21 protein-coding genes are annotated in these 21,427 nt (G+C 56.5%); all 21 read left to right on the top strand.

Features of this window, described 5'->3' with window-relative positions; genetic code table 11:
* Positions 1-31 precede the first annotated feature (31 nt).
* The 21 genes from B5F09_RS03530 to B5F09_RS03630 all read left to right on the top strand — a co-directional run bounded on the left by B5F09_RS03530 (position 32) and on the right by B5F09_RS03630 (position 21,187).
* Positions 32-1,399: a phage portal protein gene (locus tag B5F09_RS03530; protein WP_087371657.1), complete on the top strand. Its 1,368-nt coding sequence runs from the start codon at positions 32-34 to the stop codon at positions 1,397-1,399.
* Complete coding sequence (locus B5F09_RS03535; RefSeq protein ID WP_087371660.1) at positions 1,296-2,036, top strand: head maturation protease, ClpP-related; 741 nt, start codon at positions 1,296-1,298, stop codon at positions 2,034-2,036. The genes B5F09_RS03530 and B5F09_RS03535 overlap by 104 nt, the downstream gene beginning before the upstream one ends.
* Before the next feature lie 13 nt (positions 2,037-2,049).
* Positions 2,050-3,249, top strand: a complete 1,200-nt coding sequence (locus tag B5F09_RS03540) for a phage major capsid protein (protein WP_087371663.1) — start codon at positions 2,050-2,052, stop codon at positions 3,247-3,249.
* A gap of 14 nt (positions 3,250-3,263) precedes the next feature.
* The gene (locus tag B5F09_RS03545) at positions 3,264-3,491 is read left to right on the top strand and encodes a head fiber protein (RefSeq protein ID WP_087371666.1); all 228 of its coding nucleotides are present in this window, start codon (positions 3,264-3,266) and stop codon (positions 3,489-3,491) included.
* A gap of 18 nt (positions 3,492-3,509) precedes the next feature.
* Positions 3,510-3,821 (top strand): head-tail connector protein, encoded by a 312-nt coding sequence (locus B5F09_RS03550; RefSeq protein ID WP_087371669.1) that lies wholly within the window; start codon positions 3,510-3,512, stop codon positions 3,819-3,821.
* A gap of 2 nt (positions 3,822-3,823) precedes the next feature.
* Positions 3,824-4,156, top strand: a complete 333-nt coding sequence (locus tag B5F09_RS03555; protein WP_087371672.1) for a phage head closure protein — start codon at positions 3,824-3,826, stop codon at positions 4,154-4,156.
* On the top strand, positions 4,149-4,580 hold the full coding sequence (locus B5F09_RS03560) for an HK97-gp10 family putative phage morphogenesis protein (protein ID WP_087371675.1): 432 nt from the start codon (positions 4,149-4,151) through the stop codon (positions 4,578-4,580). The genes B5F09_RS03555 and B5F09_RS03560 overlap by 8 nt, the downstream gene beginning before the upstream one ends.
* A complete protein-coding gene (locus B5F09_RS03565; RefSeq protein WP_087371678.1) occupies positions 4,577-4,918 on the top strand; it encodes a hypothetical protein in 342 nt (113 codons plus the stop codon). Before B5F09_RS03560 ends, B5F09_RS03565 begins: the two co-directional genes overlap by 4 nt.
* Before the next feature lie 3 nt (positions 4,919-4,921).
* Positions 4,922-5,533: a major tail protein gene (locus tag B5F09_RS03570; protein ID WP_087371681.1), complete on the top strand. Its 612-nt coding sequence runs from the start codon at positions 4,922-4,924 to the stop codon at positions 5,531-5,533.
* A gap of 14 nt (positions 5,534-5,547) precedes the next feature.
* A complete protein-coding gene (locus tag B5F09_RS03575) occupies positions 5,548-5,928 on the top strand; it encodes a hypothetical protein (protein ID WP_087371684.1) in 381 nt (126 codons plus the stop codon).
* A 208-nt stretch (positions 5,929-6,136) separates the two neighbouring features.
* Entirely contained in the window at positions 6,137-8,800 is a 2,664-nt protein-coding gene (locus B5F09_RS03580) for a phage tail protein (RefSeq protein WP_087371687.1), read from the top strand.
* 15 nt (positions 8,801-8,815) lie between these two features.
* Complete coding sequence (locus B5F09_RS03585) at positions 8,816-9,592, top strand: distal tail protein Dit (protein ID WP_022131808.1); 777 nt, start codon at positions 8,816-8,818, stop codon at positions 9,590-9,592.
* 6 nt (positions 9,593-9,598) lie between these two features.
* Positions 9,599-12,124, top strand: a complete 2,526-nt coding sequence (locus tag B5F09_RS03590) for a phage tail spike protein (protein ID WP_087371689.1) — start codon at positions 9,599-9,601, stop codon at positions 12,122-12,124.
* 9 nt (positions 12,125-12,133) lie between these two features.
* Positions 12,134-12,331: a hypothetical protein gene (locus B5F09_RS03595; protein ID WP_087371693.1), complete on the top strand. Its 198-nt coding sequence runs from the start codon at positions 12,134-12,136 to the stop codon at positions 12,329-12,331.
* Entirely contained in the window at positions 12,324-12,908 is a 585-nt protein-coding gene (locus B5F09_RS03600; protein WP_087371695.1) for a hypothetical protein, read from the top strand. The genes B5F09_RS03595 and B5F09_RS03600 overlap by 8 nt, the downstream gene beginning before the upstream one ends.
* Positions 12,908-15,379 (top strand): glycosyl hydrolase family 18 protein, encoded by a 2,472-nt coding sequence (locus tag B5F09_RS03605; RefSeq protein WP_087371699.1) that lies wholly within the window; start codon positions 12,908-12,910, stop codon positions 15,377-15,379. The genes B5F09_RS03600 and B5F09_RS03605 overlap by 1 nt, the downstream gene beginning before the upstream one ends.
* An 80-nt stretch (positions 15,380-15,459) precedes the next feature.
* A complete protein-coding gene (locus B5F09_RS03610; protein ID WP_087371702.1) occupies positions 15,460-15,888 on the top strand; it encodes a holin family protein in 429 nt (142 codons plus the stop codon).
* Between the two features lie 2 nt (positions 15,889-15,890).
* Positions 15,891-17,384, top strand: coding sequence for an N-acetylmuramoyl-L-alanine amidase (locus B5F09_RS03615; protein WP_087371705.1), 1,494 nt, complete (start codon positions 15,891-15,893; stop codon positions 17,382-17,384).
* Positions 17,385-17,491: 107 nt separating this feature from the next.
* Positions 17,492-17,878: an RNA polymerase subunit sigma-70 gene (locus B5F09_RS03620; RefSeq protein ID WP_239404235.1), complete on the top strand. Its 387-nt coding sequence runs from the start codon at positions 17,492-17,494 to the stop codon at positions 17,876-17,878.
* A gap of 227 nt (positions 17,879-18,105) precedes the next feature.
* Entirely contained in the window at positions 18,106-19,617 is a 1,512-nt protein-coding gene (locus B5F09_RS03625) for a recombinase family protein (protein WP_087371708.1), read from the top strand.
* The gene (locus B5F09_RS03630) at positions 19,610-21,187 is read left to right on the top strand and encodes a recombinase family protein (RefSeq protein ID WP_087371711.1); all 1,578 of its coding nucleotides are present in this window, start codon (positions 19,610-19,612) and stop codon (positions 21,185-21,187) included. The genes B5F09_RS03625 and B5F09_RS03630 overlap by 8 nt, the downstream gene beginning before the upstream one ends.
* Positions 21,188-21,427: the final 240 nt, after the last annotated feature.

Below are 21,427 nucleotides of genomic sequence, written 5' to 3' on the forward strand. Positions count from 1 at the left end.
CTCTGTCCATTTATCGGAGAGGAGTGATTGTATGGGATTTTTAAGCGGGCTGTTTCGATCAAGAGACGCTCCGAGCAACCGCACCGCAGGCAGCGCCTACAGCTTTTTCTTTGGAGGAAGCACTGCGGGCAAGCGGGTCAATGAACGGTCTGCCATGCAGATGACGGCGGTGTATTCCTGCGTCCGCATCCTGGCAGAAGCAGTGGCAGGTCTTCCTCTGCACCTTTACCGCTATAAGGAGGACGGAGGCAAGGAGAAAGCCATTGACCATCCGTTGTATCTGCTCCTGCATGACGAGCCGAACCCGGAGATGAGTTCTTTTGTGTTCCGGGAAACGCTCATGACCCATCTTTTGCTGTGGGGCAACGCCTATGCCCAGATTATCCGCAACGGCAAGGGCGAGGTCATTGCCCTCTATCCCCTGATGCCGGACCGGATGACGGTGGATCGTGACAGCAAGGGACAGCTTTATTACGAATACACCGTCAGCATGGATGACGCACCTACGGTCAAAGGCAGTCTTGTCCGGCTGCATCCTTCCGATGTGCTGCATATCCCAGGGCTTGGCTTTGACGGGCTGGTGGGGTATTCCCCTATCGCTATGGCAAAGAACGCCATCGGCATGGCGATTGCCTGTGAGGAGTACGGGGCGAAGTTCTTTGCCAACGGTGCGGCACCTGGCGGCGTCCTGGAGCATCCGGGTACCATCAAAGACCCGCAGCGTGTCCGGGAAAGCTGGCAGTCCACCTTCGGCGGCAGCGGCAACAGCAATAAGATTGCCGTGCTGGAAGAGGGCATGAAGTACACGCCCATCGGCATCTCCCCGGAACAGGCGCAGTTTCTGGAAACGAGGAAGTTCCAGATCAATGAGATCGCCCGGATTTTCCGGGTGCCGCCCCACATGGTGGGCGACCTGGAGAAGTCGAGCTTTTCCAACATTGAGCAGCAGTCACTGGAGTTCGTGAAATACACGCTGGAACCCTGGCTGGTGCGCTGGGAGCAGTCCATCCAGAGGACGCTATTTTCCCCGGAGGAAAAGAAACGGTATTTTGCCAAGTTCAACGTGGAAGGGCTGCTCCGGGGCGATTATGCCAGCAGGATGTCCGGCTACGCTACCGCAAGGCAGAACGGCTGGATGAGTGCCAATGACATCCGGGAACTGGAGAACATGGACCGCATCCCTGCCGAGGAAGGCGGAGACCTGTACCTTATCAATGGCAATATGCTCCCGCTTGGAAACGCCGGGGCTTTTGCAAATACCGAAGTTAGCGATGACGGAAAGGAGGAAGATTCTGATGAAGAAGTTCTGGAAGTGGAAGAACCAGGCGGAGACGGAGACAGCTCCGGCGGAACGGACGCTGTTCCTCAACGGCACCATCGCCGAGGAAAGCTGGTTTGACGATGACGTCACACCCCAGCTTTTTAAAGAGGAACTGATGGGCGGAAGCGGAGATATCACGGTCTGGATCAACAGTCCCGGCGGGGACTGTGTGGCGGCGGCCCAGATCTATAACATGCTGATGGATTATCCGCACAACGTAATTGTGAAGATCGATGGTATCGCAGCCAGCGCCGCCTCGGTTATTGCGATGGCCGGCACGAAGGTGCTGGTATCGCCGGTGTCCATGATGATGATCCACAATCCCATGACCGTAGCGATGGGCGATACCGCAGAGATGCAGAAAGCCATCGAGATGCTTGGCAGCGTGAAGGATTCCATCATCAACGCCTATGAGATCAAGACCGGGCTGTCCCGCGCCAAGCTGTCCCATCTGATGGACGCGGAAACCTGGATGGATGCGAACAAGGCGGTGGAACTTGGCTTTGCCGATGATGTCCTGGCACGGGCGGAGATCCCGGAGGACATGGAGCCGCCTGCGGTTTCCATGCTGTATTCCAAAGCCGCTGTGGTCAACTCCCTGATGGATAAGATCGCGGCCAAGTGCAGGACCAATCCTAAGAAAACCGAAGATTCCAAACCCAAGGGCCGCTCTGTAGACAGTCTCTACGAGCGGCTCAATCTTTTGAAACATTAAGGAGGATACCACTATGACGATTCTTGAACTGCGCGAGAAGCGCGCCAAAGCCTGGGAAGCTGCGAAAGCCTTTCTGGATTCCCACAGAAACGATAAGGGCGTCCTGTCCGCCGAGGATGACGCCGCCTATACCCGTATGGAGCAGGAGATCACCGACCTGGGCAAGGAGATCGCCCGCCTGGAACGTCAGGAGGCGCTTGAGGCGGAACTGAACCGCCCGGTAAACAAGCCCCTGACGGGTAAGCCCATGAGCGGCAAGGAGGAGGCTAAGACCGGCCGCGCCACCGATGAGTACCGCCGGAACTTCTGGAACATGATGCGTTCCAAGGCTCCGATGCCCTCTGTGGTGAATGCGCTGCAGATCGGGACGGACTCCGAGGGCGGCTACCTGGTGCCGGATGAGTACGAGCGTACCCTGGTGGAAGCACTGGAAGAGGAAAATGTATTCCGCCAGCTTGCCAGGGTGATCCAGACTTCCAGCGGAGACCGCAAGATCCCCGTGGTGGCGACCAAGGGAACTGCTTCCTGGATTGATGAGGAAGGAGCCTACACGGAAAGCGATGATTCCTTCGGCCAGGTATCCATCGGGGCCTACAAGCTGGGGACGATGATCAAAGTTTCCGAGGAACTGTTAAACGACAGTGTCTTTGACCTGGAAAGCTACATCTCCCGTGAGTTTGCCCGCCGCATCGGCGCCAAGGAGGAGGAAGCCTTCTTTACCGGGGACGGCTCCGGCAAACCCCTGGGCATCCTGGCTGCAAGCGGCGGCGCGGAGACCGGCATCACTGCTGCGTCTGCCACCGCCATTACCGCCGATGAGCTGATCGACCTGTTCTACTCCCTGAAATCGCCTTACCGCCGCAATGCTGTGTGGGTACTGAACGATTCCACCATCAAGGCAGTCCGTAAACTGAAAGATGGCAGCGGCCAGTACCTGTGGCAGCCTTCCCTGACTGCCGGAACGCCGGATACCATCCTGGGCAGACCTGTGCGTACTTCGGCCTATATGCCCGCCATCGCCGCCAGCGCGAAAACCATCGCTTTTGGTGATTTCAGCTACTACTGGATCGCGGACCGCCAGGGGCGTTCCTTCAAGCGCCTGAACGAACTGTATGCGGCAAACGGCCAGGTGGGCTTCCTCGCTTCCCAGCGCGTGGACGGCAAGATGATCCTGCCGGAAGCTGTTAAGGTGCTGGTACAGAAAGCATCGTAAGGGAGGGTTGACAGATGAGCTACAACGGAAAGAACTACATGGAACAGGGCGGCGATAAGTGGGTGATTGGCGGCACCCTCGAAATCAAGGAGGGGGCTTCTGTTACCGGATTGCCCGCCGCCGAGGTTCCCCAGGCGGCAAACCAGGCCGACAGTGCTGCGGAGGATGTTTCCACTCTGGTTTCTGATTTCAACGGCCTGCTGGCCAAGCTGAAGGCAGCGGGCCTGATGGCATCCAGTTAAGGAAGGAGGCAGCGTGTGATGGACACTCTGCTGGAAAAAGTCAAAGCAAACCTGATTCTGGAACATTCGGCGGATGATGAACTTTTGAAAAGCTACATCACCGCCGCTGTTTCCTACGCGGAGAGCTATCAGCATATCCAGGAGGGCTATTATACAGAGAATGCGATGCCGGCCACCACCGAACAGGCGGTGATTATGCTGGCATCGCATTTTTACGAGTCCAGGGACGGTTCCACGGGCGGCTTTTTCGCGGACAATGTGCAGGCCGGCCAGCAGGTCTGGAACACAGTCAACCTTCTGCTTCGGCTCGACCGGGAATGGAAGGTGTAAGTATGAGTTTTGGCAAGATGAACACCTTCATCTCTATTGTGGAAAAACAGTTCACGCAGGATGATGAGGGATTTAAGACGGAAACGGATGTGACTGTGGCAGAGGTACGCGCTTACCGGGAAGGCAGGCACGGCAGTGAGAAATGGGCCAACATGGCGTCCTTTTCCACCGCTACCGACCTGTTCCGGCTCCGGGTGATTCCCGGCGTCACGGTCACTACGGATATGCGCATCCTCTGCGACGGGCATATCTTCGAGATCACTTCGGTGGAGGATGTCAAAGGCAGGGGGATATATCTGGAGGTGATGGCGCAGGAGGTGAAAGCGAGTGGCTAAAGCGACATGGAAGATGCCGGAGGATTTCCTGATGAAGGTGTCCCGGCTGGCGGATAAAACGGATGAGATTCTCCCAAAGGTGCTGGAAGCCGGAGCAGAGGTTGTGGAGGATAAAGTCCGATCCAACCTGCAGGCGGTTATCGGCAGCGGGACGAAGTATGAATCCAGAAGCACCGGGGAGCTTTTACGCTCCCTTGGAACGTCCCCTGCCCTGCAGGATAAGAACGGGGACTTCAATGTGAAGGTGGGCTTTTCTGAGCCGAGGTCGGACGGCGACAGCAACGCCAAGATTGCCACCATCCTGGAATACGGCAAAAGCGGCCAGCCCGCCAAGCCCTTCCTAAAGCCGGCGCAATCTTCCTCCAGGAATGCCTGTATCAGCACCATGAAGGCAATGCTGGATGAGGAGGTGGAGAAGATTTGAGCCTGCTGTCGGAAATCAAGGCTGTGGTCAATGGCTGCGGCCTGCCGGTGGAAACGGGTGTGTTCTCTGATGAGCCGCCTGGGGAATATGTGGTGGTCACGCCTTTAGCGGACACCTATGAGCTTCATGCGGATAACCTGCCGGGGTATGAAACCCAGGAGGCGCGGCTCTCCCTGTTCTCCAAAGGAAACTATCTGAAGCGGAAGGGGCAGCTTTCAAATGCGCTCCTTGCCGCCGATTTTGTGATTACGGACAGGCGGTACATCGGCCATGAGGACGATACCGGCTACCACCACTATGCCATTGACGTGGCAAAACTGTATGGATTGGAGGAATGAACTATGGCTACCATTGGCCTTGACAAACTGTATTACGCCAAGATCACCGAAGACACTTCGGGAAATGAAACCTATGAAGACCCGCAGCCTTTGGCGAAGGCTATGACCGCCGAGCTTTCCGTGGAACTGGCCGAGGCTACGCTGTACGCAGATGACGGGGCTGCGGAGGTTGTAAAGGAGTTCCAGAGCGGGACGCTGACGCTGGGTGTGGACGATATTGGCAAAACGGTCGCGGAAGACCTGACCGGGGCGGTAATCGATGAGAACGGTGTCCTGATTTCCGCGTCGGAGGACGGCGGCGATCCGGTCGCCATTGGCTTCCGCGCAAAGAAGGCAAACGGCAAATACCGCTATTTCTGGCTGTACCGTGTGATTTTCGGTATCCCCGCCACTAACCTGACCACCAAAGGCGAGAGCATCGAGTTTTCCACCCCGTCTATCGAGGGCACCGTGACCCGCCGCAATAAGGTGGACGGCCAGGGCAAGCACCCCTGGAAAGCGGAGGTGTCCGAGGACGACGCTGGTGTATCCCCCACAGTCATTACGGGCTGGTACGATGAGGTCTATGAGCCGTCCTACGCAGATCAGACATCGGGCGCAGGCGGCGAAGGTTAAGGAGGGTTTGAAGTATGGATGAAAGAACAGCAAATGTCAATATCGGCGGGCAGGAATATGAAATGCTTTTGACCACCAGAGCGACCAAGGCCATCGCCGGCCGTTACGGCGGGTTGGAGAACCTGGGCGAGAAGCTGATGAAGACGGAGAACTTTGAGATGGCGCTGGATGAGATCGTGTGGCTGATTACCCTTCTGTGCAACCAGCCCATCCTCGTCCACAATCTGAAACACCCGGAGGACAAAAAGCCGGAGCTGACCGCCGAGGAAGTGGAGCTTCTTACCTCCCCGATGGAACTGACGGACTATAAGGACGCCATCATGGAGGCCATGTACCGGGGTACGAAACGGAATATCGAAAGTGAGCCGGAGGGAAAAAACACGGCGGCCGGGTAAGCGATGAAGAATTGTTTACCCGGCTTTTGTATTACGGGACGGCGCAGCTTCATCTTTCCCTGGATGAAACCATGCTCCTTCCATTCGGCCTGCTTATGGACCTGTGGGAGTGCCACCGGCAGTTCCTGGGACTTGCGAAGCCGAAACGGGAACTGACGATTGATGATGTGATCCCCTATGGAATTTAGCGCGAGAGGAGGTGCGGCTTGTGGCGGACAATTTTGGCCTGAAAATCGGCATTGAGGGTGAGAAGGAATTTAAAAAGGCTTTGTCAGAGATCAACCAGTCCTTCAAGGTGCTGGGTTCCGAGATGAAGCTGGTTTCCTCGCAGTTTGACGCCAACGATAAATCCATCCAGGCTCTTTCCGCAAGGAATACCGTTCTGAACAAGGAAATTGACGCCCAGCGCCAAAAGGTTGAAACGCTGCGGGCTGCCCTCCAAAACGCATCCGAGTCCTTTGGGGAAAACGACCGCCGGACGCAGAACTGGCAGATCCAGCTTAACAACGCCGAAGCCGCCCTAAACGGCATGGAACGGGAACTTTCCGCCAATGAGCGGGCCATTGAGTCCCTCTCCCGGCAAGAGACGGAGGCGGCGGACGCCACAGAACGGCTCTCCCAGGAGATTTCCCGTCAGGAAGAGGAACTGGCCGGGATGAAACGCGCCTATTCCAATGCGGTTCTGGAGTACGGGAAAGGCTCCAGCGAGGCAAAGGAACTGGAGGGGCGTATTTCCCAGCTTTCCGGGGAGCTTCGGGAAAACCGGGAGCGGATGAAGGATGCCGGGGATGTGGCGGAGGATTTCGGCGATTCGCTGGAGGACGCATCCAGCGGGGCGGATAAATTAGGCTCCGGCCTTTCGGTCGCCACGGTGGCGATGGGAAACCTCATCTCCTCCGGCATCCAGGCGGCGTTAAGCGGCATCCAGGAGCTTGGCAGCGCCATCTGGAACCTGGACGAAGCCACCGAGGAATACCGGGCAGCCCAGGGCAAGCTGACTACCGCTTTTGAGGCGGCGGGATACAGCGGGGACGCGGCGCAGAAATCCTACACGGAGTTCTATAAAATCTTGGGCGATACGGACACGGCCACGGAAGCCTCCCAGCTTTTGGCGCAGCTTGCCCAAAACGAGCAGGACATTACCAAGTGGACGAATATCGCGGCAGGTGTTTACGGTACCTTTGGCGATGCCCTCCCCATCGAGGGCATGATCGAGTCCGCCAATGAGACCGCCAAGGTGGGACAGGTTACCGGCTCTCTGGCGGATGCCTTAAACTGGGTGGGCATCAGCGAGGATGCCTTCAACGAAAAGCTGGCGGCCTGCTCCAGTGAAAGTGAGCGCAACCGACTCATCATGGAGACCCTCTCCGGAGCCTATGATGAGGCGAGCGGCGCATTCTACCGCAACAACGAGGCGCTGGTGGCTTCCAGAGAAGGACAGGCGCAGCTTGACGAGACCCTGGCGGGGCTTGGGGAGACCATTTCCAATGTGAAGAACAGCCTCCGGGCAGAGTTCCTCCCGGCAATTTCGGAAGTCATCTCCGCCTTTACCGACATGGTCAACGGCGTGGACGGGGCGGATGAAGCCTTTGCCGGGGCCATTACGGGGCTGGTGAACACGGCGGTTTCCATGCTGCCGCAGTTTGTAAACACCGGGATGCAGATGCTGACCTCGCTGCTTTCCGGCATCATCCAGAGTCTTCCGGCTGTGATGGAAGGCGCGACGCAGATCATCGTCACGCTGGCCCAGGGCATTGCGGCGGCGGTTCCCACGCTGATTCCGCAGATTGTCCTTGTGGTTACCCAGATCGTACAGACCCTGATCGAAAACTTGCCGATGATTCTGGACGCGGCGCTGCAGCTTATTATCGGGCTGGCCCAGGGGCTGCTTAATGCCATCCCGGTCCTGATCGCGGCCCTGCCCGCCATCATTACGGCGATTGTGGAGTTTATCGTGGGGGCAATCCCACAGATCATCAACGCCGGGATACAGCTATTGACCTCGCTGGTCTCCGCACTGCCGGAGATTATCACGGCCATTGTGGCGGCAATCCCGCAGATCATTGACGGGCTGGTGACCGCCATCCTCGGCAGTATCCCCCAGATCATTGACGCGGGCGTGAACCTGCTGATTTCCCTGATCCAGAACCTGCCGACCATCATTACCACCATTGTGGGGGCGATCCCGCAGATTATTTCCTCGCTGGTAAATGCCATCTTAAACAGCATCCCGCAGATCATCCAGGCAGGCGTGCAGCTATTTGTGTCGCTGATCCAGAACCTGCCCACCATCATCGTGGAGATCGTAAAGGCGGTGCCGCAGATTATTGCGGGGATTGTGAATGCCTTTACCTCGTCGATAGGCCAGATTGTCAACATCGGCAAGAACATCGTGCAGGGGCTGTGGCAGGGTATCCAGAGCCTTGCCGGATGGATCTGGGACAAAGTCTCCGGCTGGATTTCCGGCATCTGGGACGGGATCTGCAGCTTCTTTGGCATCAACTCGCCCTCGAAGGAAATGGCCTGGGTGGGCGAGATGCTGGGCAGGGGCCTTGCCGGCGGCATTGAGGACAGCGCCGGTGAAGCGGTCAGCGCCGCAGAGGATCTGAACAACGGCATCCTGGGCGTGATGAACGGCCTGGCGGCGGATATGCAGTCCGCAGTCCCGTCAAACTTTGCCTTTGACACAGCCGGGACGATGGGTTCCGTGGCCGGCGGCATGGGCGGAACGGGCGGCTCCTCTTTTGGAACCCTCATTACCATCCAACAGATGATCGTCCGCAGCGAGGACGACATCCGCAGGATTTCCCAGGAACTTTACAACCTGATCCAGACCGGCTCCCGCGCCCAAGGACGGTTCAGCACAGCATAAAAGGAGGTGCAGCCTGTGGGCTTTTCGTATAACGACATTACTTCAAAGAGCATGGGGCTGAAAGCAAGGCTGACCTCCTGGCAGGTCAGCGGACGGCTCCGCAACTTTACCACGACCGTTCCTGGAAAGTATGGCGTTACCGACTTCGGAGCGGACTTTGACTACCGGGAGATCGTGGTGTCCTGCAGCATCTTTCCAAGGCACAGCTTTCCCGCCCTGGTTTCCACGCTGGATGACATTGCGGCGTGGCTTGACCCGGTGGGCGGCTTGAAGCAGCTGATTCTGGATGATGTGCCGGACCGGTATTTTATGGCAAGACTGAACGCTGCGGTAGAGTGCGAACGGCTGCTGCGTTCTTCCGGCAGCTTTGAGCTGACCTTTTTCTGCCCTGACCCCTTTGGCTACGCCATCGAGGATGAGACCTTCTCTATCACGGCTGAGGGCAGCCATACCATAACCCGGCATACCGGGAACATGGAGTCCAACCCCATTTACCGCATTGAGGGCGTGGTTACTTCCGGGGCAGGCAATTCCATCAGCATTACTACCAACGGGCAGGAATTAAAAATCGTCAATGCCGCCCTTGCGGCCGGTGAGACGCTGGTGGTGGATACCGACCGGATGACCGCTTATGTGGAGGACGCGGACGGGATGATCCTGCGGAACGCCCTGCCGTATCTGGAAGAACTGAACTTCCCCACGCTGGCGGTGGGGAGCAACACGGTTTCCGTAACGGCGGCAAACGCCACGTTTACGGGGCTGGAAATCCAGGCAAGGAGCAGATGGAGGTGAGCGGTAATGGCACTGAAAACGATACTGAATAAGCAGACGGATTTTACCGGCGAGTTCCCGGAAGAGTGGGCAAAGGGCGGCCTGTGGCGGTTCAATGAGTCGGACCCGGATGAGGACGACTGCCTTTTGGATTCCTCCGGCATGGGACGGGCGGCATACATCAACAACTGGAGTGGCACCAGCGCGTCCCTTTCCGCAAACCGTCTGGGGAATTACTTCCGCATGAACATTGTGAACCCATCTTCTGAGCAGAACTATCTGAAAGTGACCAACGACGGCAGCATTTTCGCAAGCCTTGGGGCAAGGATTGTCTGCGGCGGCTGGATGAACCCCACCACCTATTCCGTGGGGAATACCTACTGCCCGATTTTTAACACCCGGTACGGGCCGGGGCAGCCAATCTTCTACCTATCCCTCATCCGGGGCGATCCGAGGATCATGCTCTACAACGATACCGGCTCTTTGATCCTGGACGAGTCGGTGGACCCGCCCTTTTCCCTGGTCAACGGCGGCTGGTACTTTATCGCCTGCCTGATCGAGCCGGACAACAAGACGGCGCAGTATGTGGTGGGCGACCGGGGCAGCGGCACGGTGTGGGCATCGGAGGTGCTTTCCTTTACCGGGGAGCTGAACCGCTCCTGCACGGCGGATTTGATTCTGGGGATGCACGCCGACTCCTACTGGTACGCCGGCGGTCTGGACGACTGGTTTCTGGACTGCGATACGAATCTCACAGCCGATGACCTGGTGGACTATTTCCGGTCTTCAGTTATGGCCAACGGCGGCGATACCTCCGGGGATGTGGACGGCATCACGGAGCCGGGAGCAGTCACACTCCGGGCATCAAACGGCGTTTACCCATCCGAGGGTGTGCTGACCACAGCGGCGGCGGACTGCAACCTCTCCGGCACCGGGCGTGTGTCTGTGACCAGTGAGTACATCTCCGGCACCACGGCGGTTTCCCTGGTGGAGACCTCCACCAGCGATGACCTGGAGGAATGGAGCGATTGGGCGGCGGTTCCCTCGGATGGAAAGCTGGCGTCCCCCAACCGGGCGTATATCCGGTTCCGGGTAACGCTGACCACAAACGATACCTCCCGGACACCGAAGGTTATTGATATCCGGCTCTATGACATCCCAAAAGCGCCCTATGAGAAGATCGGCTATGCACGGCCAGTGGTATTGGACAGTAACGGCGCATGGGAGGCGGTACTGGAAAACGCTTATGACATCATTGTGACCAGCGAGATCAACGGCGAGGACACCCTTTCCTTTAAGATTCCCTACCGGGACGGCAAGCGGGGGTATATCGACAGTGAGAAGAAGATCCAGATCGTGGATGATGTGTATAAGGTCAGGACGGTCACGGACACCAGGGACACAGACGGCCGTGCCGTCACAGAGGTGTACGCGGAGGCGGAGTTCTATGACCTGACCTTCTCTGTCCGCAAGGAGGAACGTACCTTTGAAGCGGAGTACCCGGAAACGGCGATGGCATACGCCCTGGAGGGTACGGAATGGAGCGTCGGCACAGTGACGGTGCGGACACAGCGCACCTGGACCAGTACGGAGAAAAACGCTTTGTCCATCCTTCGGAATACCGCAGACCTCCACGGCGGCGACCTGGTCTTTGACTGCCCGAACCGGCTGGTACATCTGCTGACGGTCAACGGCAAGGACAGCGGCGCCCTTTTTGCCTACAAGAAGAACATGAAATCCATCCAGCGGGTGGTGGACACCAGGGAGCTTGTGACCCGGTTGTACGCCGTGGGCGCGGAAGGGATGACCTTCGCGGACATCAACGGCGGAAGGCCCTATGTGGAGGACTTCACCTACACAGACGAGGTGAGAATCTCCACCCTGGACTGCTCCTCTTTCACGAATCCCTACCAGATGAAGGAATACGCCGAGATGCGGCTGGCTGACTACGCAAAGCCCACCATTTCTTATGTGTTAAACGCAATGGACTTATCCGTGCTGACGGGCTACGAGCATGAAGCCTGGGAACTGGGAGATTACGTCCGGGTGGAGGATAAGGAGTTGGGGCTTTCGGTCACCACAAGAATTGTCCTACGGGAATACAACCTGCAGGAGCCGTGGAACACGGTGCTGGAGCTTTCCACCACGCTGAAGAACCTGGGCAGTTCCGCCAGTGAATGGGACAACGCGGCGGACTCGCTGGAAGGCACCAGCATGGTGTCGAACAACGACATCCGAGAAATGGTTCCTTTCAATCTGCTTAGAAACTCCCGCGCCGATGACGGGCTTGCCTACTGGGTCAGTTCCGGCTTTGAGGCGGACAGTGAAAACGGCGCGTCCGGCACGGCGTCTTTCAAAGCGGAGGGCGTGGCCGGCATGACCAAGAGCCTGTCCCAGACCGTCTATCCCGCCAACCGCTCCAGCTACACCCTGTCGGCGCAGATCGGCTCGGAAAATCTGGAGAAGTTAAGCGAGGATTCCCAGGTGGGCATTGAAGTGGTGATCGAGTATGAGGACGGCAGCACGGAAAGCCGGTTCATTGATTTGTATTAGGAGGTGTCTATGGCTTATTTATCTTCGACCTCCGCCCGGATTACGCCGGAAAACTATTCTTCCAGGGTAAAGTCCATCACAGTGCGGGTGTGCATAACGAACTGCACCGGGACGCTTTATATCACGGACATCCTCCTGCAGGCTGGGTCCGTGGTGACGGGATGGGTAGGCCATCCCTGCGAGATGAAGTGGACGCTGGATGGCTAAGATTGCTTTTATCCGGCTGGCGGAGGTTATCAACCGGAAACAGGATATGCGTGTCGTGAGCGTTACCGTGAAGCCTACCATTGCGGACTGCTCCGGCACGATCTATTTTACGGACCTGATGCTTCAGGAAGGTCCGGCGCTGACGGGATACACGCCTCATACCGAACCCTTCCTCCAAAAGCTGCGTGTGGACGGCGAAGTCAAAGCCCCTGTCTGGTTCAACGGCGTGGTGCGGGGCGAGGAAACGGTCATCCTCTTTAACCTTGGGGAGACTTCCGCTGGACTGGATGTGCATCTATACCCCAAGTCCGACCTGGAAGCGGGGGCGGTTTCCCTCTGCCAGGGGGCGGGCGGCCAGAAGGTATCTTTCCCTAACGCTGTCCCGGCCGAAGCGGACCTTGCTCTGCTTGCCAGCACACGGCAGTGTACGAAGAACGGCAGCCCGGAGAAAAAAGAGGGCTTTTACCAGTACAGCGCCGCCTGGGATTCCAAGCATAAGGTGACGCTCCCGGAAGGGAAAACGGCGAGGGTGCTGTTTGAGATGCAGGAAATGCAGGATGGAGGTGAGCCAATCTGATGGATACACTGAAAGGCAAGCAGATCATGGTGTGGACGTTCATGGGAAATGCCCGGATGTATGAAGCCCTCCGGGACTACGGCGACCGCATCAGCCAGATCGGGCTGTTCTCCTTTAAGGTGCGGGCCACCGGGGAGATTTACGAGAGCGGCGTGGCGATTTCGGATATGCTCACCTACATCAACAAATGGCCCCATATCAAGTGGCTGCTGACGGTGGCAAACGACGGGGCGAACAGCATCTTCCGCGCCCTGCGGGACAACACAAACGGGGCGCAGGAGATGTTCCTTTCGGAGATCATCCGCATCATGGAGAAATACCCCTGGTGTGACGGCATCGACATTGACCTGGAACGCGGGGACGGCTATTCCACCCATGCCGCGTCAACCGCCATGTTCCAGAACATCTACAATACCGTGAAAACCTATGATTCCGGCAAACACATGAACATCTGTCTGCCGGGGATGACCAGCGTCAACGGCTCGGTGGGCGGCGAGAACTGGTGTGTCTACGGGGACCTCGACGCCTACTGTGACACGGCGACTATTATGAGCTACGGCATGGCCTGGGCGGGTTCCGCGCCGGGACCGGTTTCGCCAAGAAGCTGGCTGGAGGGCATTTACGATTACGCCACCCAGGTCATGGACCCGGACAAGATTTTCCTGGGAATGCCGGCCTACGGCTGGAACTGGCAGATTTACGATACGCCGGAGAACCTGGGCGAGACCTACCGGGGCGTTTCCAACACCTACTACGCCGCGAGGTACTGGATGACGGGAGCGTACAACTTCACAGGTGACGCGCCGCCCCAGCCCTTTCTCCCTATCGTGGCCTATTGGGATGATTATGACAAGGTGCCTTACGCCTTTCCCCATGTCTACGATTACATGGAAGGAGCGGACGCAGTTTCCCGCGAGTACCCTCAGCTTGCGGACACATACAACCGCAGGCGCTACCTGACTGCCTACGGCAAGGAGCAGAAAACCGAGTTCGGAACTATTTTCATCGACCGGGACGCTGACGGCTACTCCAGCGCGTCCGGCATTGTCTCCATTGAAAACGGCATTGCGACCCTGGGCGATAACGGCTCGGTGACCTACAGTTTTACGGTGAACGCAGCGGGAACTTACGATGTGGCGGTGCGGCTCTGCTATCCCTTCTGGGATAAGAACGGCATCTATGCGGCGCTGGACGGCAGCACAAAGCACTTCACGGAAAGCCGCCTGTGGTGGCCGTACTGGCGGAGTACCTTCTGGGCGTCCCTCGCCAGCGGCGTAACGCTTTCGGCCGGGACACACACCATTACCATCTCTCTGGACGTCAAAGGCGTCCAGTTTTACGGCTTCCGGGTCTGCTCGGCTTTTTCCGAGGAACCTACCGCCGGGGAGGCCACCTTTGCCCTTGCGCCCAGGAGCTTTAAGGATGTGGACGGCAATATGGCCGTACCCGATAAGGGCTTTAAGCTGACGCTGGAAATGCTCCGCAGGAAGCCGGACTCGGCGCTCATCTGGTATGAGGACTTCCAGGATTACGGCGTGCTGGAGACGGACTACTGGACGGTGCGTTCCGGCTCCTTCGAGGTGTGGCGGTCGGATGAATATTCGATGGAGCGTGTCTACTCCCAGCTTGAAGGGCATGGGGAGCTTGCGTGGCAGTATGACGGCTTTTCGGAGCTGCATCTGCGGGCCAGGCTGGCTTTCCCGGCAAACGGCAGCGGGCGGGCCGGTGTGTTCTGCGGCAGCCTGTTCTGCTGCTTAAACTACGACACCCAGGCGGTGGAGCTGTACAACGGTTCCTCGCTCCTTGGCAGCTACAGCCAGGAGATCACAAGGACTTCATCGGCGGATCTGCGGGGCAATCCCTCCATGTACACGGTGGAGATGCGTGTCCGTGGAAATCAGGTGCGGGTATATTCCGGCTCCTCCTACACCCTGCGCTTCACAGCGACAGCCAGCGGTTTTTCCGGGGGCTACGCCGGGTACCGCTCGGACAACACCACGGTCTGTGAACTTCTGCGTCTGGGAGACGCCTGGACCTACGAGCCGTATGAGCGGTTTGATGTGGAGATGCCGGACGGCAGCTTTAAAAGCTACGGAAGGATATCCCGCACGAACTGCACCTGGGATGAGGAGTTCCAGGTATTCACGCTGACCTCCGATGTGGAGGAAACCTCCACCCGGAGCGAGGACATCTCCCTGGATTATGATTTCTTTCACTCCGACCTGCTGGAGATTTCCTGCGGCGGGAACTACACGGCAAAGGTCATACCGAAGGACATCAACATCTGGATATCCCGGCTGTTCCTTGGAGACGCGGACGGCTTTTCCATCCTCTACTACCAGGACGTGGATTCCCTGGTCTACTGGGCAAACCAGGCGGCATACCGCTGGAAGCTCCGGGGGATGTGTATGTGGTCTTTGGGGCAGGAGGATATGCGGCTGTGGGAATGGCTGCCGAAGCAAACAGAATAACTTACGGGAACTGGCGACTGCCCTGCGGGGCGGCCGCTTTTTTCATACACAAAACCATTTCAAGAAACGGAGGTATCAACATGAAGGAACTTTGGAACACGGCGCAGGTGATCTTTGCAGCCATCGGCGGGTGGCTGGGCTATTTCCTGGGCGGCTGCGACGGGCTGCTCATTGCCCTGGTGGTGTTCGTGGCAGTGGATTATGTCACAGGCGTGATGTGCGCCATCTCGGACAAGAAGCTGTCCAGCGAGGTGGGCTTTAAGGGCATCTGCCGGAAGGTGCTGATCTTCCTGCTGGTTGGAATCGCCAACATCCTGGATGTGCAGGTGATCGGCACAGGCAGCGTCCTTCGCACGGCGGTCATCTTCTTTTACCTCTCCAACGAGGGTGTGAGCCTTCTGGAGAACGCGGCGCACCTGGGACTCCCTGTGCCGGAGAAGATGAAGGAAATCCTGGAACAGCTCCATGACCGGGCGGAAACAGAAAACAGCAATCAGGAGGATGAGTGATTATGAAACTGGTAGAATCGATCTTAACGAAAAACCCCTGCTATACGGCGGGGAGAAAAATCACGGTCAAGGGGCTGATGCTCCATTCCGTGGGCTGCCCGCAGCCGAAGGCGTCTGTGTTTATCAACAGCTGGAACAGCCCGTCCTATGACAATGCCTGTGTGCATGGTTTTATTGACGGCAATGACGGCACAGTGTACCAGACCCTCCCCTGGAACCACCGGGGCTGGCACTGCGGCTCCGGCAGCAAGGGCAGCGGCAACAATACCCACATCGGTGTGGAGATGTGCGAGCCTGCCTGTATCAAGTACACAAGCGGGGCGAATTTTACCTGCTCCGATACCGCAACGGCAAAGGCTGTGGCGAAACGTACCTACGAAGCGGCCGTAGAACTGTTTGCTTATCTGTGCAGGCAGTACAGCCTGAACCCGACCGCAGACGGCGTGATCATCAGCCACCGGGAGGGACACAGCCGGGGCATCGCTTCAAACCACGGCGACCCGGAGCATCTCTGGACACAGCTTGGCATGGGCTACACGATGGACACCTTCCGTCAGGCAGTTAAAGCGGCGATGGACGGCGGTTCCTCTGCGGAAACCAGCGGCTATACCAAGATTATGGGAACCGCCGTGGCTACGGCAGAGCAGATGGAAATCTACATCCAGGGGAAGAACCCGCAAGTCCCGCAGAGCGTCCTGGACATGATTCCGCTCTACCTTTCCGAGGGACAGGCCGAGGGCGTGCGCGGTGACATCGCCTTCGCGCAGTCCTGCCTGGAGACCGGGAACTTTACCTTCTCCGGCTCTGCGGTCACACTGGACCAGAACAACTTCTGCGGGATGGGCGTGACGAGCAATGGGCTGAAGGGCAATTCCTTTGACACGCCGCAGCTCGGCATCCGGGCGCAAATCCAGCATTTAAAGGCGTATGCGTCCACCGATGCTTTGAAGAATGACTGCGTTGACCCGCGTTTTAAGTATGTCACCAGGGGCAGTGCGGAATATGTGGAGTGGCTCGGACAGCAGGAAAATCCCCAGGGGAAAGGCTGGGCGGCTGGCGCCGGGTATGGGGAGAAAATCCTGACCATCTTGAAGAATATCTGCGGTACGGCGGGCGGCGTTTCTGGGACTGCCGACATCTGGTACCGGGTCCGGAAGACCTGGGCGGATGCCAAATCGCAGATCGGGGCTTTCCGCGTTCTGGAGAACGCAAAGAACTGCGCGGATGAGAATCCGGGATATCGTGTGTTCGATGTAAATGGTGTAAACATCTACACACCGGATACGGCGGCGTTTTCCCCGTATCTGGTGCGGGTGTCCATCACGGACCTGAATATCCGTAAAGGACCGGGGACGAACTATGCCAAAACCGGGAAGTACACAGGAATCGGAACCTTCACGATTGTGGAGGAGGCAGACGGACAGGGCGCATCCAGATGGGGCCGGCTGAAAAGCGGCGCAGGCTGGATTTCGCTGGATTACTGCACGAAGGTATAAGAACGATGCCCACGGAGGTCACAAAAGGCTTCCGTGGGCATTATTTTTTTGCCTGAGTACCCCCTCAAAACGATATGGAAATCTCCGTATGTTGAGGAGGTGTCAGTGTGAAGAAAGAAGATATGATTGTCATCGGCAATATGAGATTACAAGGCAAAAGCGCGGGAGCGATAGCCGCTGCGCTGGGGCTGTCCGTTAATACCGTGAAGTCTTATCTGCGCAGGCATCCGGATATGGGATGCACCCATTTCTGCCCGCAGTGCGGGAAACCGGTCATGCAGGCCGAGGGGCGCAAGGAAAAGAAGTTCTGCTCTGACCAGTGCCGCAGCCGCTGGTGGAACAGCCACCCATCGGAGATCAATAAAAAGGCTTACTACCGGCTGGTATGCCATCAATGCGGAAAGGAGTTTGAGGTCTATGGGAACAGCAGAAGGAAATATTGCTGCCGGGAATGCTATTGGAAACACCGGAAAGAAAACGGAAACTGCGTATGAGCCAGAGAACCTGATGGCCTACCGGGTTTCCCTCTCATTGATTGACAGGCTCTTTTCCGAAGGGGTGATTACTGCCGCTGACCGCCGGAAATCCTACACAATTATCGCCAAAAGGCACGGCTTATCTTTGGACAGCATTTTCACAGAAAAGACTTGATATTATAGCCGTTCAGAGTGATGAATAGCATACGCCAAAATGGCGGAATTTGATACAAGGAGGAACAAGCATGGCGGGAAGAATTACCCAGGTCACATTTGGTTCCCCACAGTTGCCGAGAGATAAAAATGTGGCGGCGTACTGCAGGGTGTCCTCTGGCAAGGATGCCATGCGTCATTCCCTGGCTGCACAGGTGAGCTATTACAGCGAACTGATCCAGAACCACGCCGGATGGGAATACGCTGGCGTCTATGCGGATGAAGCCGTGACCGGGACCAGAGATTCCAGGAAGAATTTCAGGCGGCTGCTTTCAGAGTGCCGGGCGGGAAAGATTGACATGGTCATTACAAAATCCATCTCACGCTTTGCCAGGAATACGGTCACGCTTCTGGAGACCGTGCGGGAACTGAAAACGCTGGGTGTGGACGTTTACTTTGAAGAACAGAACATCCATTCCTTAAGCGCAGACGGGGAACTGATGCTGACGATCCTGGCGTCCTATGCGCAGGAAGAAAGCCGCTCGGCCAGCGAGAATCAGAAATGGCGCATCAAGAAAAACTTCGAGGAAGGCAAGCCCTGGAGCAGCACCCTGCTCGGCTACCGCAATGTGAACGGACGGTATGAGATCGTGCCGGAGGAAGCGGAAACGGTACGGATGATTTTTGCATGGTATCTGGAAGGGGCTGGTGCAACGGCCATACGGAACCGCCTGAATGCAATGGGCATCAAAACACGGCTCGGAAACTCGTGGAGCAGGAGCCCCATTTTAAAGCTGCTGCGTAATTATGCGTATACCGGGAATCTGATCCTGCAGACGACCTACCGGGAAGACTACATCACAAAAAGGAGCGTCAAGAACAATGGGGAAAAACCGATGTACCATGCGCAGGGTACCCACGAGGCTATCATTGACATGGATACCTTTAACCGGGTGCAGGAGGAGATCCAGCGCAGGGCGGAGCATTTCGCAAGCCCGGATGGAAACAAATCTACTGCGAGATACCCGTTTACCAGCATGGTAAAATGCAGCCGGTGCGGGAAAAGTTATGTGCGCTCAGGGTCCCCGAAATACCGGACCTGGACCTGCCACACCCGGAGGAAAGACGGATTGAATTGCTGTGGCGCGGAGATTATCCCGGAGGAAGAACTGTTCAGGCTGACGGCGGAGGTCATTGGTGGTGAAGTTACGGAGGATGCCGTCAGGGACAAGATAACGGTTATCAGAGCGGAAAAAGACCGCACTTTGGTATTCTGCTTGAAGGACGGAAAAGAAACCGTTAAACAGTGGAGGGAGCATGAAATCAAGTATATCTGTACAGAAGAACAGAAACGGCAGATCAGCCTGAAAAACTCTGGCCGGAAACGTACAGATGAGCAGAAACGTCAGCAGAGTGAGCGCATGAAAGAATACTGGAGAACCCATGAATTTCCGGAGGAACGGCGCAGGCTCATAAGCGAAAAAAAGAAAGCCTACTGGAGTGACGGTGAGGCATCTGCGGAACACCGGGAGATGCTTCGCCAGCGGATGAAGGAAGTCAGGGCAATGAGAAAAAACGGCGGGAAGGAGGAGAACGATGGCTAATGTGACAGTCATTCCTGCAACAAGGAATATCCATACCGGAATCCGGAAGGATGCGGTAACGAAGCGGAAAACGGCGGGTTATGCCCGTGTCAGCACAGACAGCGAGGAGCAGTTGACCAGCTACGAAGCGCAGGTCGATTATTACACGAGCTACATCCAATCCCGGCCGGAATGGGAATTTGTCAAAGTATATACAGATGAAGGGATCAGCGCGACCGACACCCGTCACAGGGACGGCTTTAATGAAATGATAAGGGATGCCCTGGATGGGAAGATAGACCTGATCGTGACAAAATCAGTATCCCGGTTCGCAAGGAATACGGTGGACAGCCTCTCTACAGTGCGGAAGCTGAAGGAAAGAGGCGTGGAGGTTTATTTCCAGAAAGAGAACATTTTTACATTTGACTCCAAAGGCGAGCTGCTGATTACCATCATGAGCAGCCTTGCGCAGGAGGAATCCCGCTCCATCTCGGAGAATGTTACCTGGGGAAAGAGAAAGCGTTTTGCAGACGGCAAAGTCAGCCTTGCGTACAGCACCTTCCTCGGATACAAGAAAGGCGAGGACGGGCAGATGGAGATTGTGCCGGAGGAGGCGGAAACCGTAAGGCTGATTTACCGGATGTTCATGCAAGGGAAAACGCCTTATGCCATTGCAAAGTATCTGACAGAGCAGGAGATTCCCACGCCGACCGGGAAAAGCGAGTGGCGTCATAGGACGGTGGAAAATATCCTGACCAACGAAAAATACAAAGGCGATGCCCGTTTGCAAAAGTGCTACACGGTGGATTTCCTCTCTAAGAAACGGAAAACGAATGAAGGTGAAGTGCCGCAGTATTATGTGGAGGGCAGCCATGACGCCATCATTTCCCCTTCCGAGTGGCAGTTGGTACAATTGGAGATGGAGCGCCGGAGGGCGGCGGGAAGGAGCAATTGCTGCAGCCCGTTTTCCGCCAAGCTGAAATGCGGGGACTGCGGGGCATACTTCGGCTCTAAGGTGTGGCATTCCAACAGCAAATATAAGCGCACAGTCTGGCAGTGCAACGCCAAGTTTAAAGGAGAACATAAATGCACGACGCCCCATCTGTATGAGCAGAGGATACAGGAATTGTTCCTGGAAGCGTTGAGCAGCCTGATGGAGAACAGGGACAGCCTGATTGATGACTGCCGGGCGGTTATGCACGTTTTAGGTGACTGCAAGGCAATCGACCGGGAGATGGAAGAGGTCAGAAGTGAAATGGAAGTGACCACGGGGCTGATCCAGAAGCTGATAGACGAAAATGCCACGAGGAAAATGGACCAGAATGATTACCGGAAACGGTATGACGGATACGTCAGCCGGTATGCCGCATTGGAAAGCAGGATGGACAGCCTGGAGAAAGAACGGAAAGAGAGGGAATTCAAATATGATATTTTCAGCGGATTCCTGTTCGAGCTTGGGGAGATCCATGAACTGCCGCTTGCCTTTGATGACCGGCTGTTCTATCAGTTAATCGATTATGCTACGGTTTATTCAGATGGCAGGGTGGTCTTTACTTTCAGGAATGGGACTGAAATCACAACGGAGATGTAAAAATAAGCCCGGAACCAGATTTTGAGCGTTGGGTTCCGGGCCTTTCTCTGTGGTGGATTCTCAGGCGGATTTGATGTAAAATAAAAACGATAGCAAATCGAAAAACGGTAGGCTTCCTTTAATAGGAAAGAACGCGGCTGCTCAGTCTGGAATTGCAAGTCGAAAAACGATACCCAATACCATGTGGGTGCGCGGGGAAGAATGAAAAAGTACATATATTGTGGTGTTTTCGTAAATTAA

This window comes from Erysipelatoclostridium sp. An173, assembly GCF_002160495.1.
Classification (GTDB): domain Bacteria; phylum Bacillota_I; class Bacilli_A; order Erysipelotrichales; family Coprobacillaceae; genus Thomasclavelia; species Thomasclavelia merdavium.

Coding starts and splice junctions, on each gene's coding strand:
- B5F09_RS03535 (WP_087371660.1), top strand. CDS start 1,296: ATGAAGAAGTTCTGGAAGTGGAAGAACCAGGCGGAGACGGAGACAGCT.
- B5F09_RS03610 (WP_087371702.1), top strand. CDS start 15,460: ATGAAGGAACTTTGGAACACGGCGCAGGTGATCTTTGCAGCCATCGGC.
- B5F09_RS03625 (WP_087371708.1), top strand. CDS start 18,106: ATGGCGGGAAGAATTACCCAGGTCACATTTGGTTCCCCACAGTTGCCG.
- B5F09_RS03595 (WP_087371693.1), top strand. CDS start 12,134: ATGGCTTATTTATCTTCGACCTCCGCCCGGATTACGCCGGAAAACTAT.
- B5F09_RS03590 (WP_087371689.1), top strand. CDS start 9,599: ATGGCACTGAAAACGATACTGAATAAGCAGACGGATTTTACCGGCGAG.
- B5F09_RS03575 (WP_087371684.1), top strand. CDS start 5,548: ATGGATGAAAGAACAGCAAATGTCAATATCGGCGGGCAGGAATATGAA.
- B5F09_RS03605 (WP_087371699.1), top strand. CDS start 12,908: ATGGATACACTGAAAGGCAAGCAGATCATGGTGTGGACGTTCATGGGA.
- B5F09_RS03630 (WP_087371711.1), top strand. CDS start 19,610: ATGGCTAATGTGACAGTCATTCCTGCAACAAGGAATATCCATACCGGA.
- B5F09_RS03540 (WP_087371663.1), top strand. CDS start 2,050: ATGACGATTCTTGAACTGCGCGAGAAGCGCGCCAAAGCCTGGGAAGCT.
- B5F09_RS03570 (WP_087371681.1), top strand. CDS start 4,922: ATGGCTACCATTGGCCTTGACAAACTGTATTACGCCAAGATCACCGAA.
- B5F09_RS03600 (WP_087371695.1), top strand. CDS start 12,324: ATGGCTAAGATTGCTTTTATCCGGCTGGCGGAGGTTATCAACCGGAAA.
- B5F09_RS03550 (WP_087371669.1), top strand. CDS start 3,510: ATGGACACTCTGCTGGAAAAAGTCAAAGCAAACCTGATTCTGGAACAT.
- B5F09_RS03530 (WP_087371657.1), top strand. CDS start 32: ATGGGATTTTTAAGCGGGCTGTTTCGATCAAGAGACGCTCCGAGCAAC.
- B5F09_RS03545 (WP_087371666.1), top strand. CDS start 3,264: ATGAGCTACAACGGAAAGAACTACATGGAACAGGGCGGCGATAAGTGG.
- B5F09_RS03615 (WP_087371705.1), top strand. CDS start 15,891: ATGAAACTGGTAGAATCGATCTTAACGAAAAACCCCTGCTATACGGCG.
- B5F09_RS03555 (WP_087371672.1), top strand. CDS start 3,824: ATGAGTTTTGGCAAGATGAACACCTTCATCTCTATTGTGGAAAAACAG.